Origin of the sequence: Pseudomonas sp. CCNWLW23, assembly GCF_037095675.1 — a bacterium.
Taxonomy (GTDB): Bacteria; Pseudomonadota; Gammaproteobacteria; order Pseudomonadales; family Pseudomonadaceae; genus Aquipseudomonas; species Aquipseudomonas atacamensis.
Genome location: NZ_JBAWKM010000001.1, coordinates 245,283 through 258,951, shown reverse-complemented (window position 1 = coordinate 258,951; position 13,669 = coordinate 245,283). Strand labels below are relative to the sequence as shown.

The 13,669-nt window shown below is 60.9% G+C and carries 11 protein-coding genes; 4 read left to right on the top strand and 7 right to left on the bottom strand.

All coding sequences use genetic code 11. The annotated features are described in order from the left end of the window. Positions 1–3: 3 nt before the first annotated feature. From lpoB to V8J63_RS01180, 4 genes are all read right to left on the bottom strand, one after another. The gene (gene lpoB / locus V8J63_RS01195; RefSeq protein ID WP_016772610.1) at positions 4–591 is read right to left on the bottom strand and encodes a penicillin-binding protein activator LpoB; all 588 of its coding nucleotides are present in this window, start codon (positions 589–591) and stop codon (positions 4–6) included. Between the two features lie 36 nt (positions 592–627). Next, positions 628–1,005: a YcfL family protein gene (locus V8J63_RS01190; protein ID WP_336463454.1), complete on the bottom strand. Its 378-nt coding sequence runs from the start codon at positions 1,003–1,005 to the stop codon at positions 628–630. Positions 1,006–1,021: 16 nt separating this feature from the next. Then, the gene (locus tag V8J63_RS01185) at positions 1,022–2,416 is read right to left on the bottom strand and encodes a COG3014 family protein (protein ID WP_016772612.1); all 1,395 of its coding nucleotides are present in this window, start codon (positions 2,414–2,416) and stop codon (positions 1,022–1,024) included. A 206-nt stretch (positions 2,417–2,622) separates the two neighbouring features. Beyond that, complete coding sequence (locus V8J63_RS01180) at positions 2,623–4,029, bottom strand: COG3014 family protein (RefSeq protein WP_125925387.1); 1,407 nt, start codon at positions 4,027–4,029, stop codon at positions 2,623–2,625. Positions 4,030–4,280: 251 nt separating this feature from the next. Here V8J63_RS01180 and V8J63_RS01175 point away from each other — a divergent pair, with 251 nt between their 5' ends. Both V8J63_RS01175 and V8J63_RS01170 read left to right on the top strand, forming a co-directional pair. Next, positions 4,281–6,179 (top strand): FTR1 family protein, encoded by a 1,899-nt coding sequence (locus V8J63_RS01175; protein ID WP_125925388.1) that lies wholly within the window; start codon positions 4,281–4,283, stop codon positions 6,177–6,179. Between the two features lie 102 nt (positions 6,180–6,281). Continuing rightward, a complete protein-coding gene (locus V8J63_RS01170; protein WP_042607095.1) occupies positions 6,282–6,737 on the top strand; it encodes a YaiI/YqxD family protein in 456 nt (151 codons plus the stop codon). A gap of 128 nt (positions 6,738–6,865) precedes the next feature. Here the strand turns inward: V8J63_RS01170 and elbB are convergent, their stop codons facing one another. Together elbB and V8J63_RS01160 are read right to left on the bottom strand one after the other, a co-directional pair. Then, a complete protein-coding gene (gene elbB / locus V8J63_RS01165; protein WP_336463453.1) occupies positions 6,866–7,534 on the bottom strand; it encodes an isoprenoid biosynthesis glyoxalase ElbB in 669 nt (222 codons plus the stop codon). 167 nt (positions 7,535–7,701) lie between these two features. Beyond that, a complete protein-coding gene (locus V8J63_RS01160) occupies positions 7,702–8,361 on the bottom strand; it encodes a DedA family protein (protein WP_016772617.1) in 660 nt (219 codons plus the stop codon). Between the two features lie 207 nt (positions 8,362–8,568). Between V8J63_RS01160 and hemB the strand changes: the two genes are divergently transcribed. Together hemB and ppk1 are read left to right on the top strand one after the other, a co-directional pair. Continuing rightward, entirely contained in the window at positions 8,569–9,582 is a 1,014-nt protein-coding gene (gene hemB / locus V8J63_RS01155; protein WP_041476908.1) for a porphobilinogen synthase, read from the top strand. An 18-nt stretch (positions 9,583–9,600) separates the two neighbouring features. Beyond that, the gene (gene ppk1 / locus V8J63_RS01150) at positions 9,601–11,826 is read left to right on the top strand and encodes a polyphosphate kinase 1 (protein WP_016772619.1); all 2,226 of its coding nucleotides are present in this window, start codon (positions 9,601–9,603) and stop codon (positions 11,824–11,826) included. 170 nt (positions 11,827–11,996) lie between these two features. Here the strand turns inward: ppk1 and ppx are convergent, their stop codons facing one another. Next, positions 11,997–13,499: an exopolyphosphatase gene (gene ppx, locus V8J63_RS01145; RefSeq protein WP_076564507.1), complete on the bottom strand. Its 1,503-nt coding sequence runs from the start codon at positions 13,497–13,499 to the stop codon at positions 11,997–11,999. Positions 13,500–13,669 lie beyond the last annotated feature (170 nt).

Below are 13,669 nucleotides of genomic sequence, written 5' to 3'. Positions count from 1 at the left end.
CGATCAACGCTCCGTGGTTTTGCGGATCTCTTTTTCATCCATCCACTCGGCCAGACCGCTTTCGACGTCGATCAACTGCAGGCTGAATTTGTAGAAGACGTCCTTGTAGTCGCTGCTGCGCTTGACGATCGAGCTGATCGAGCCTTCGATGCGGTACTTGGCGGCAACCATGTTGCCGGTCTTGGCCACGGTGCTTTTCTTGTACAGGCCGCTCTGGTTTTGCAGCTTGAGCTGGTCAACCTGACTCTGCATCGCATTGTTGTCGCTGGCGAAGCGCGCAACACCGGTCTTCATCAACTGAGTCTTGATGCTGGTGGTGATTTCGCGGGTGTCGATGTACTCGCTGGTCTTGTTCTTCACATCGTAGACCTGAACCACCGGACGGCCCTGCAGAATGCCGGACTGGGCCAGCGAGCGGGTCATCGACTCGGCGATCATTTGCAGGTCGGTCGAACCGAATTCGTTGGTCACGGTTTCAACCGCTTTGGTGTCGCCGTAGCTGATGTTCTTGCTGCCCAGGGTCGGCGAGGTGTTGGCGCAACCGGAGGCGAGCAGGGCGATGACGGCGATGCAGGAAAAGCGTGCAAACATGAGAAAGCTCTCTCAATCAGAAATAGGGTGGCGGGCTTAAGGCGTCTTGATTTCCAGACGGAAATCCACGGCTTTCGGGGTCGGCGCGATGGCCTGAATGAAGCTGGTCTGGGCGCCGTACATCATCTGGCTTTTCCACACTTCTTCTTCGGCAACCGGGAAACCTTCGGCACCAAGCCAGGCGAAGCGGTAGTAGAAAATCTTGTTGCTGTTGAGGGTATTGCTCAACTGCACGTTGACGGTCATGAAGCCGTTTTCACGAGCCACGCGCATGGCGCCGACGACGATGTGTTTCTGCGGGCCCATGGCCACGACTTTGCTCGCGGCGCTGCCCGGCTCCGGCGGTGGCGGTGGCGGGGTGGCGCAGCCTGCCAGCAAGGCGAGGGCGGCGACGGCGATGATCTTCAAGCGCATTGCAAAGACTCCGTTCTTAAGGTTGTTTGAGGCTGGCGACGTTGGTCGCGGCAGCGCTCGGCATTACGTGAGCAGCGATGCCGCCAGCGAATACCTGGTTGCCCACGGCACGCAGGCTGATCACTTGGTAGCGCTGGTCGACAGTGACCTTGACCACCGAGCCGCCGACGGCGCTCGGCAGGGTAACCTGATGCTCACCTTTTTTCAGGCGCAGACGCACCACTTGCGTGTTGTCCGGCAGGGTGCGCCATGTACGGGTATCGGCACCTTCAAGCACCGCTGAAGAAATACCCACGGCGAGACCGGCCAGCGGGTTGGTTTCGTTGATCTGCTTTTGCGCCACGCCTTTGGTGATTGCGCGCACGGTGGTGCGCACGATGATCCCCGGCATGTCATCGCGCAGGGCGCGGCGGGACATGGCGGTGGTGCTGTTCAGCGCGGTCAGGTCGACTTGCTTGCCGTCGACGCCGATCTGCGCGAAAGGCGCGGTGGAGGTGTCCGGTTTGATGATCGGGAACGACAGCGGAGTGATCACCACGTTGTTGGAAATCGGCAGCGGCAGCGGCACACGAATCGAGTCGCGGGCCGGGGCCAGACCGCTCTGCACGACGATGAGAATGTCGCTGTCATCGGATTTGGAAGGCTTGTCGAGATTGACCAGCGCCTGCTCGAGCAGCGGCGTGTTCGGACGCAGTTCGGCAGCCTTGCGATAACCCGGCGCGGCCAGATCCTTCTCGCCCAAAGCTTCGTAAACGAAACCGGCCAGGTAATGGCTGAACGCACTCTGGTAGCTGTTCTTCAGGCCGACCACTTCCGGCGCGTCGAGGCTGGCCACCGGATAACCCTGCAGATCCTTGTACTGGGTCTTGATGCCTTCTTTCTCGGCTTCTTCTTCGCTCTTGAGGTATTCCTTGTCGCGCAGGTCGGCGATCACCGCTTCGCGTTCGTGGGTCTTTTTGATCGCCGTGCGGGCGCCATCGAAATCGTTGACCGCCAACAGGTTCAGGGCCATCTGCGTGGTCAGCATGACTTTTTCGTAGTCATAGCCTTCGTAGCGACGCACCTTGTCGTTGACGATGAAGCTGCCGAACTGTGCCAGGTACTTGGCCGAGTCGAGCTTGACCGCGTCTTCCCACTGACCGACCACCTGATCGGCACTGCCCCAGGCGTTCTGGCTGCCCGACAGGTCGCCCTTGGCGCGCAGCAGTTCACCTTTCTCGAAGTAATAGAGCAGGTCTTTGTCGGTGCCGGTGTTGTTCTTTTCCAGCAGGGTCAGCGCCGCGTCGACGTTGCCGGAAGCCAGTTGCTGATTGGTCTGGGCCAGTTCGGAATCGTAGTTGCGAAACGCTGCGCAGCCGGACAACAGCGTGACAGCGCTGAGCGCGAGCAGCATGGGAGCGCGGAATGCCATGGGTACTTCTTCCCTGAGTAACAAAACTTGCAGCCGCGTGTGCTGGTCGGGCTGGTGTGACCTATCGACGGCGGCGCTGGCCTCCTGCCAATTCCTCATGGGTGAGGAGCTTTTGATGCCGGCTCGCTGGGCGAGGGCGCGGCATTATAAACGTGGCGTGATGGCTATGTAATAGCTTTTTGGGTGCATTTTCAGATGTGGTGCCATCACTTCTCCGCAGAAGCGGGTTTATCCGACGTGGGTTTTTTATTCGGTACAAAGGCTGATCCGACGGTATAGACCTGATCCCGGAATACCCGCAGGTGCAGAATCTGGCGGTCCTGGTCGACGCGCATTTCAAAAGCGTGGTCGATGGACGCAGGCGCAAAACGGAAGGTATGCAGGCCTTTCTTCAAGCGCAGGCGGGCGACCAGCGTCTTGTCCGGCAACGCTCGCCATGTGCGGGTGTCGGCTTCTTCGAACGGATCATGCTGAGTGACGATCAACGAGGCTTTCGCCGGGTTGCGCTCGTTTTCCTGCGCTTGACCGATGGCGGCCATGTTGGCGCGGAACATCGCCCGCGAGATGATTTGCGGCATGTCGTCGCGCAGTGTGCGCATGGACATGTCAGTCACGCTGTTGATCACTACCAACGGCTGTTTGCGACCGTCTACGGTGATATGGCTGAAGTTGGGCGTAACTGCGTCCGGCACCATCACCGGGAATGAAATGGGCGCAATGATGACCAGCGTTTCGTTCAGACGAACCGGGATCGGCACTTGCACTGAGCTGCGAGCCGGGGCCAGGCCACTCTGGATAATCAGCAACACATCGCTTTCATCGGCTTTCGCTTGCGGTTTGTCGAGATTGCGCAGGGCCTTTTGCAGCAAGGGCATGTCCGGCCGCAGTTCGATCGCCTGACGATAACCGGCCGCCGCGAGGGCGCGTTCGCCGAGGGCTTCATAGGTGAATCCGGCCAGATAGTGGCTGAACGCACTTTGGTAGCCGTTTTTCAGCTCAACGACCTGCGGCGCATCAAGCAAGGCGACCGGGTAGCCTTCCAGTTCTTTGTACTGGAGAATCTTGCCCTGAGCTTTTGCCTGTTCCTCGGCCGCTTCGTATTGCTTTTCACGCTGGCGGGCGATCAATGCTTCGCGTTCGTGGGTTTTCCTGATGTCTGCGCGGGCGCCGGCAAAGTCATTGACGGATAGCTGGTTCAAGGCCATTTGCGTAGTCAACATGACCTTTTCGTAATCGTAGCCTTCATAGCGCCGCAGCTTGTCGTTGACCAGCATCGTGCCCATTTCATCACCGAAACGCGCCAGTAATTTCATCGCGCCGGACGGGTTGGCTTCCTCGCGCTGGAAGATCATCCGGTCGGCATTGCGCCAGGCGTCCTGGCTGTCGGGCAGGGCACTGCCAGCGCTGAGGATCGCGCCTTTTTCCAGGTAGTACAGCAGATCCTTGTCTTCCCACGGGTTGTTCATTTCCACCAGTGCCAGAGCCCCGGTCAGATTGCCCCGGGTCATTTGCTCGGTGGTCTGCTGCATTTCAAGATCGTAGTTGCGATAGGCGGCACAACCGCTCAACTGAACAGCAACGCAAAGCAGCAAAACGAACGGAAGACTCCGCATTGAGGTTGATTCCTTGCGCGCAAATGCTCTGGGGCGGGCAGTATAAAGTGGATGGTGGCAAATGGCTGTGATCTTGATCGAACGTGTCGAGGCTCGATCGGCAGCGGGTAGTGCGGCAATACTCGGCGACAAACGCTGCTGCCGTCTGCCGGGTATTTCCTGCCAATCAAAGCGAAACGCCGACAAAGCTTGAGAGAAATGTCTTCGAAGTGAACAATATGTAACTTCGCATTTCCATTTGAGATTCGTTCATGACTGCCTCGTCCCGATTGCTGGCCTGGCTGCTGTTCCCGTTATTGTCCCTGAGCAGCCTGCCGCTGCTGGCCGATACCGTGGAAGGCGCGCCGCAAGCGTTGCACCTGCTCGATTACATCAGTGCCGATTACCCGCCGACGGTCGCGGCAGGCAAAGTCATCGACGATGGCGAATACCGCGAGCAGCTGGAATTCACCCAGGTTCTGCAAGGCTTGATTACTGCATTGCCGGCCAAACCGGAAAAAGCCGCGCTGGAACAGGGCGTCGAGTCTTTGCACGCCGCCATCGCTGCGAAGCATGACGGTGTTGATGTCGCCCGTCAGGCCCGACAGCTGGGGGCCAAACTGGCGGTGGCTTATGAAGTCAGCCAGGCGCCGATCATCACCCCGGACCCGACACGCGGTGCGCCGTTGTATGCGCAGAACTGCTCGGTGTGCCACGGCGATACAGGTGCCGGCGACGGCCCGGCCGGCCTAGGTCTGACTCCCGCGCCAGCCAACCTGCGCGACGCTGTGCGCATGGATCACCTGAGTCTGTACGCGATCTACAGCACCCTCGGCCAGGGTGTCGAAGGCACCGACATGCCGGCGTTTGCCGATCAGCTCGATGATCGCCAGCGCTGGGATCTGGCCACCTACATCGCCGGCTTCAGTGCCGATGCGGCGGCCGCCAAGTCCGACAAGGTCTACAACATCGCCGACCTGGCCCGGCAGACCCCGGCCGAGGTGCAGGCTGCCGAGGGCGCAGAGGTCGCGGCAACGTTCCGGGCCCAGCGCGCACAACCGCCGCAGGTCAAACGTGGTCCGGCACAGTTGCTTGATTACACTGCCGCCACGCTGGACAAGAGCCTCGCGGCCTACCGCGCCGGGGAACATGATCAGGCCTATGACCTGTCGGTAGCGGCATATCTGGAAGGCTTCGAGCTGGTCGAAAGCTCGCTGGACAACGTCGATGCCAACGTGCGCAAGGACACCGAAAAATCGCTGATGGCTTACCGGCAGTCGCTGCAGGACGGTCTGCCGGTCGAACAGGCCGAACAGCGTCTCGACGCGGCCAAGGCCAAACTCAAGGAATCTGCTGGCCTGCTGGGCAGCGATGGTCTGAGCTGGTCGCTGAGCTACATCTCCGGCCTGCTGATTCTGCTGCGCGAAGGCCTGGAAGCGATTCTGGTGCTGGCGGCGATCCTCGCCTTCTTGCGCAACACCGGCCAGCAATCGGCCGTTCGCAGTGTCAACGTTGGCTGGGGCCTGGCCTTGCTGGCGGGCTTGGGCACCTGGGCGCTGGCGGCGTATGTGATCGACGTCAGCGGTTCGCAGCGTGAGTTGCTGGAAGGCGCCACCGCGCTGTTCGCCAGCGTCATGGTGTTGTGGCTCGGCGTGTGGATGCATGACCGCCGTCACGCGGCGGCCTGGCAGGATTACATCAAGAGCAGCCTGGTCGGCGGCGGTGGTCGTTTCGGTTTTGCGATCCTAGCGTTCTTCTCGGTCTATCGCGAGTTGTTTGAAGTGATCCTGTTCTACGAAACTCTGTGGCTGCAGGCCGGGCCTGCCGGGCACAACGCCGTGCTGGCCGGCGGCGCCACGGCGCTGGTGCTGCTGGTCGGTCTGGCCTGGGTGATCCTGCGCGGCTCGGCGAAACTGCCGCTGACGCTGTTCTTCAGCATCAACGCCGCGCTGTTGTGCGCGTTGTCGGTGGTATTTGCCGGGCATGGCGTCAAGGCCTTGCAGGAGGCGGGAATCTTCGGCACACGGCCGGTCGCGTTCTTTGAATTCGACTGGCTGGGGATCCATGCCGATGCCTATTCGCTGACCGCGCAGGTGGTGGCGATTGTGGCGATTGCTGTGCTGTATGGGCGTAGTTGGGTGGCGGAGAAGCGTCGGGTGTCGGCTGCATAAAGGCATTCGCTGCGCTCATATTCGCGAGCAGGCTCGCTCCCACAGGTTCGGTATGTATCCTGTGGGAGCGAGTCTGCTCGCGAATTTTTTGGAGGCAAGAACATGCGTGTATGGATCGATGCCGACGCCTGTCCACGGGCGGCGAAGGATCTGGTGGTGAAATTCGCGTTAAAGCGCCAGTTCGAAGTAGTGCTGGTGGCCGGGCAGCCACAGATCAAGCCGGGGCTGGCGATCGTCAAATTGATCGTGGTGCCGAGCGGGCCGGATGCGGCGGATGATTATCTGGTCGAGCACGCCGTGCCGGGCGAACTGGTGATCTGCAGCGATATTCCGCTGGCCGATCGGCTGGTGAAGAAGGGCGTGGCGGCACTGGATCCGCGCGGCAAGGAGTTCGATGCGCAGAACATGGGCGAGCGGCTGGCGGTGCGGAATCTGTTCACCGATCTCAGGGAGCAGGGCCAGATGAGCGGCGGCCCGGCACCCTTTGGCGAGCGTGAGAAGCAGGCGTTTGCCAATGCGCTGGACCGGATTCTGACCCGGCTCACCCGCAAGCCCTGAGTCTTGCACAATCGCTGTGGGAGCGAGCCTGCTCGCGAAATCTGTGTGTCATTCAACCTGATGTTGGCTGATACAACGCATTCGCGAGCAAGCTCGCTCCCACATTTGGTTTCATCTACGGCGAGGGATCAAGCGTCGTTTTCGTGAGTCAGTTCGAGCACGCGGTCGACCAGTTTGTTGATCCCCGAAGCCGCTTCACTGATGGTCTGCGCCAGCATGTACGCCGGGGTGGTGACCAGTTTGCGCGCCTTGTCTTCGACGATTTCGGTGACGGCGCACTCTTCGTGGGTGGCGCCCATCTTGTTCATGGCCGCAGCGGTGTCGGCGTCGTTGCCGATGGTGCAGGTCACGCCCGGGCCATAGATTTTCGCCGCCAGCGCCGGAGAGATGCAGATCAGCCCGACCGGTTTGCCCGCTTCGGCAAATGCTTCGGCCAGGGCCAGCACTTCGGGTTGCACGGTGCAGCGGGCGCCTTCGATGGCGAAGTTCGACAGGTTCTTCGCCGCGCCGAAACCGCCGGGCACGATCAGCGCATCGAAGTCTTCGACGTCGGCGTCGCGGATATCCTTGACGTTGCCCCGGGCAATGCGCGCCGATTCCACCAGCACGTTGCGCGATTCCGGCATTTCTTCGCCGGTCAGGTGGTTGATCACATGCAATTGCGCGATGTTCGGCGCGAAGCACTGCACCTGTGCGCCGCGCTGGTCGAGGCGCAGCAGGGTGATGACACTTTCCTGGATTTCGGCGCCGTCGTACACGCCACTGCCGGACAGGATCACTGCAACTTTTTTGCTCATGGGCTTCTCTCCAGATTCATGGCGCTCAATGTCCCTCAAATCGTCGCGCGTGGCCATAGGGGCATGGCTGACGCGCGCGGGGGCAGAGCGCTCTCTCAATGGATCGCAACGGCGGCGGGGTGTTCATTATTTGCCTGGGCTGCGCATGGCAGTCGCCAGCGAATGGCTTATTCGGCTGGCGTTTTCGGCCCGGCAGGAGGGGTCGTTTCGGCCTGGCGCAACTGCTCTGCCTCGGCGGCCTTGGCGAGTTGCTCGTCCTGATAGATTTTCTTCGCCAGTTGCGCATTCTTGAAGCGGCGCCGCAGCCACAGGCCCAGCCCGAGGATCAGCAATGCGCCGAGCACCCACAGCTCGTACTTCTTGATGCTGCCGAGCATGCCTTCCAGCACTGCGCCGAAGTGGTAAGCCGCCGCAGCCAGGGCGGTGGCCCAGATCGCCGCGCCGATGCCGTTGAGCAGCAGGTAACGTCCCGGTGGATAACCGGACAGGCCGATCGCCACCGGCATCACGGTGCGCAGGCCATAAACGAAGCGGAAGCTCAGGACCCAGATGTCCGGATGTTTACGGATGTGCTCCAGTGCGCGGTCGCCCATCATCTGCCAGCGCGGTTTGCGCGCAAGCAATTTGCGCCCGTGCTTGCGCCCCAGGAAGTACCACAGCTGATCACCGGCATAACTGCCGAAGAACGCCACGACCACCACCAGGTTGATGTCCATGTATCCACGGAACGCAAGGAAGCCTGCGAGCACCAGAATGGTTTCGCCTTCGAAGAACGTGCCGAGAAACAAGGCAAAGTAGCCAAAGTCGTGCAGAAATTGTTGGAGCATTGTCTGGGTGCTGGCGAAATGAACGCGCAGCCTAACCCTTCGGGCACATTCATGAAAGTGTCCAAATGTGTCTCGACGTGAACATTTCCTACATCGACAATGGATTGCGGCTACCTGTCACAGAGCACACATAACTGTCATCTGTTGGTCATAATGGCCGTCTATAACTGTCACGCTCGCCCGTTTGCCCGGGCTCAGGAGTCTGCCGTGAGCTTTACCCCCGCCAATCGTCTGTTCCCTGCCACTCGTCTGCGCCGCAATCGTCGTGATGATTTTTCGCGGCGCCTGGTGCGTGAAAACGTATTGACGGTCGATGATCTGATTCTGCCGGTGTTCGTGCTCGACGGTGAAAACCGCCGCGAAGCCGTGGCCTCGATGCCGGGCGTCGAGCGACTGACCATTGATCTGCTGCTTGAAGAAGCGGCGAAATGGGTCGAGCTGGGCATTCCGGCGCTGGCGCTGTTCCCGGTCACCCCGCCTGAGCTGAAATCCCTCGATGCCGCCGAAGCGTGGAATCCCGAAGGCATCGCCCAGCGCGCCACTCGCGCCCTGCGTGAGCGGTTCCCGGAGCTGGGGGTGATCACTGACGTCGCGCTGGATCCGTTCACCACCCACGGTCAGGACGGCATTCTCGACGAAGACGGCTACGTGCAGAACGACATCACTGTCGATGCGCTGGTGCGTCAGGCGCTGTCCCATGCCGAAGCCGGCGCGCAGGTGGTGGCGCCGTCGGACATGATGGACGGTCGCATCCAGGCGATTCGTGAGGCCCTGGAAATTGCAGGTCACGTCAACGTGCGCATCATGGCCTACTCGGCCAAGTATGCCAGCGCCTACTACGGGCCTTTCCGCGATGCTGTGGGTTCGGCGTCGAACCTCGGCAAGGCCAACAAGGCTTCTTATCAGATGGACCCGGCCAACAGCGACGAAGCGCTGCACGAAGTCGGTGCCGACTTGTCCGAAGGTGCGGACATGGTCATGGTCAAGCCGGGCATGCCCTACCTGGACATTCTTTTTCGCGTCAAAGATGCCTTCAAGGTGCCGACCTTCGTCTATCAGGTCAGTGGCGAATACGCCATGCACATGGCCGCTATCCAGAATGGCTGGTTGAGCGAAGCGGTGATCCTCGAGTCACTGACCGCCTTTAAACGTGCCGGTGCAGATGGCATCCTGACTTACTTTGCCGTTCGTGCCGCTCAATTGTTACGAGAGCAGAAATAGCCCTCCCAGGAACATTCCATGAATACCGAAGGACTCACTGAAGTTGCCGTAAAAGAAGCTCAGCCGGTGGTCGAGCAAATCACCGAAACCCCGCCGGAACTGGAGCCTGCGCCACCCGCGCCGGTTGCCGAAACCGCTGTGGCGGTACCGGCGATCGCCATTCCCGGCCTGGATGACAGCAGCCTGTACATCCACCGCGAGCTTTCGCAATTGCAGTTCAACATCCGCGTGCTGGAACAGGCGCTGGACGAGTCCTACCCGTTGCTGGAGCGGCTGAAGTTCCTGCTGATCTTCTCCAGCAACCTCGACGAATTCTTCGAAATTCGCGTCGCCGGGCTGAAAAAGCAGATCACTTTTGCCCGCGAACAGGCCGGCGCTGACGGCTTGCAGCCGCATCAGGCGCTGGCGCGGATCAGCGAACTGGTTCACGGTCACGTTGACCGCCAGTACGCGATCCTCAACGACATCCTCCTGCCGGAGCTGGAAAAGCATCAGGTGCGCTTCATCCGTCGGCGCAACTGGACGACCAAGCTCAAGACCTGGGTCCGCCGCTATTTCCGCGACGAGATCGCGCCGATCATCACCCCGATCGGCCTCGACCCGACGCACCCGTTCCCGCTGCTGGTGAACAAGAGCCTGAACTTCATCGTCGAGCTCGAAGGCATCGACGCCTTCGGTCGCGACTCCGGTCTGGCGATCATTCCGGCGCCGCGTCTGCTGCCCCGGATCATCAAGGTGCCGGAAGAAGTCGGCGGCGCCGGCGACAACTATGTGTTCCTGTCGTCGATGATCCACGCCCACGCCGATGACCTGTTCCAGGGCATGAAGGTCAAAGGCTGCTACCAGTTCCGTCTGACCCGAAACGCCGACCTGGCGCTCGATTCCGAAGATGTCGAAGACTTGGCCCGCGCTCTGCGTGGCGAGTTGTTCTCGCGGCGCTACGGTGACGCGGTGCGTCTGGAAGTCGCCGACACTTGCCCGAAACACCTCTCGGACTATCTGCTCAAGCAGTTCAACCTGAGCGAGACCGAGCTGTATCAGGTCAACGGCCCGGTCAACCTGACGCGCCTGTTCAGCATCACCGGTCTGGACAGCCATCCGGAGCTGCAATACACGCCGTTCACCCCGCAGATCCCGAAACTGCTGCAAAACAGCGAAAACATCTTCAGTGTGGTCAGCAAGCAGGACATCCTCCTGCTGCACCCGTTCGAGTCGTTCACCCCGGTGGTCGACCTGCTGCGTCAGGCCGCGAAAGACCCGCACGTGCTCGCCGTACGGCAAACCCTGTACCGCTCCGGCGCCAACTCCGAGATCGTCGATGCGCTGGTGGATGCCGCGCGTAACGGCAAGGAAGTCACTGCGGTGATCGAGCTGCGCGCGCGCTTCGACGAAGAATCCAACCTGCAACTGGCCAGCCGTCTGCAAGCGGCCGGTGCGGTGGTGATCTACGGCGTGGTCGGCTTCAAAACCCACGCCAAGATGATGCTGATCCTGCGCCGTGAGGCTGGCGAAATCGTCCGCTACGCGCACCTCGGTACCGGCAACTACCACGCCGGTAACGCCAAGCTTTACACCGACTACAGCCTGCTGACCTCCGACGACGCTTTGTGCGAAGACGTCGGCAAACTGTTCAGCCAGTTGATCGGCATGGGCAAGACGCTGCGCATGAAAAAGCTGCTGCATGCGCCGTTCACCCTGAAGAAGGGCATGCTCGACATGATTGCCCGCGAAACCCAGTTCGCCCTCGAAGGCAAACCGGCGCACATCATCGCCAAGTTCAACTCGCTGACCGATCCGAAGATCATCCGCGCGCTGTACAAGGCCAGCCAGTCCGGCGTGCGCATCGATCTGGTGGTGCGCGGCATGTGCTGCCTGCGTCCGGGCATCGCTGGGGTTTCGCACAACATTCATGTGCGCTCGATCATCGGCCGCTTCCTCGAGCACACGCGGGTGTTCTACTTCCTCAACGGCGGCGACGAGCAGATGTTCCTCTCCAGCGCCGACTGGATGGAGCGCAACCTCGACAAGCGCGTCGAGACCTGCTTCCCGGTGGAAGGCAAGAAATTGCTGACTCGGGTCAAGAAGGAGCTGGAGCTGTACCTGACCGACAACACCCACAGCTGGAGTCTGCAGTCGGACGGCCGCTACATTCGCAACACGCCCACCGGAAACCAGAACCCGCGCAGTGCGCAGGCGACGTTGCTGGAGCGGCTGGGCAGCCCGATATTGCCGGTGAGCAGCTGACCTTCAGCCCAATAAAAAGGCGATCCCTCGGGATCGCCTTTTTTGTACCTACACTGATTCCGACCTGTGGCGAGGGGATTTATCCCCGTTGGGCGCGAAGCGATCCCTTGAGTCAAAATCGGTCCTGCTGCGCAGGCCAGCGGGGATAAATCCCCTCGCCACAATCAGTGTCAATGCACCGTGAGAACAATCCCCACCCGCGTCAACCAGTCCGCCTCAAGCCCGAAATCCGCCTGGGTCAGCTGATTTTCATCCAGCCAGTTCTCCGGGAATTCCACATCGAGATGATCGCCACTCGCATGCAGCGCCACCTGCGGCATCGCCTGGGTTCCGCGAATGTGATGGAACAGAATGGCGAACCGCAGCAGCACGCACAGGCGAATCAGCTTGATGCCGTCATCGCCGAATTCGGCGAACTTGTCCTTGGGAATATTGCGCCGGTGCCCGCGCACCAATAGCGCGAGCATCTGCTGATCTTCTCGCGAGAAGCCGGCCAGATCGGAGTGCTCGATCAGGTAGGCACCGTGCTTGTGGTAGTGATAGTGAGCGATGTCGAGGCCGACTTCGTGCACTTTCGCCGCCCAGCCGAGCAGTTCGCGCCAGATACCGTCATCCAGCTCCCAGTCGACGGCGACCTGATCGAACGCGTGCAGGGCCTTGCGCTCGACCCGCGCCGCCTGTTCCAGATCGACGTGATAGCGCTCCATCAGCGAGGTCAGGGTGCGTTCGCGCACGTCTTCGTGATGATGGCGGCCGAGCAGGTCGTAGAGCACGCCTTCACGCAGCGCGCCTTCACAATGATCCATGCGTTGCAGTTCGAGGGCGTCGAAGATCGCTTCGAGAATCGCCAGGCCCGCCGGGAAGATCGCGCGGCGGTCAGGCTTGATGCCTTCGAAATCGATCTTGTCGGCGTCGCCGAGCTTGAACAGTTTGCGCTTGAGCCACGCCAGGCCTTCGGCGTTGACCTCGCCGCTGCCGTGGCCGCCAGCCTTCAGGGCCAGGCCGATGGCGCGAATCGTACCGGAGGAGCCGATGGCTTCATCCCAGGTCAGGCGATGCAGGGCGTGCTCGATGCTCATGATTTCCAGGCGCGCCGCCGTGTAAGCCTGGGCGTAGCGGGCCGGAGTGATCTTGCCGTCCTTGAAATAGCGCTGGGTGAAACTCACGCAGCCCATTTGCAGGCTTTCGCGCAGCAACGGCTCGAAGCGCTGGCCGATGATGAATTCAGTACTGCCGCCGCCGATGTCGGCGACCAAACGTTTGCCTGGGGTATCGGCGAGCGTGTGCGAAACGCCGAGATAGATCAGGCGCGCTTCTTCACGGCCGGAGATGACTTCTACCGTGTGGCCGAGGATTTCTTCGGCGCGGCGGATGAATTCGCCACGATTGCGCGCTTCACGCAGGGCGTTGGTGCCGACGATGCGCACGGCGCCGAGCGGCATACCGTTGATCAGTTGGGCAAAGCGCTTGAGGCAATCGAGGCCGCGCTGCATCGATTCTTCGTTGAGCTGGCGCGCGTCATCGATGCCGGCGGCCAGTTGCACCTTCTCGCCGAGGCGTTCGAGAATGCGGATTTCGCCGTTCTGGGCCTTGGCCACGACCATGTGAAAGCTGTTGGAGCCCAGGTCGATTGCGGCGATCAGGGACAGATTCTTGGCTTGGGATTGCGGCATGGTCAGGGGGTCTCGGTCGATAACCCCGACATCGTGCCACGATCAAACGCTGGCGCCAACGCGCATGGTTCAAACCGTTGATTCAGCGCAGAAAGTCTGGGGATCGCGGCGCGGCCATTCGCGAGCAGGCTCGCTCCCACAGATGAGCGCATTCCCCTGTGGGAGCGAGC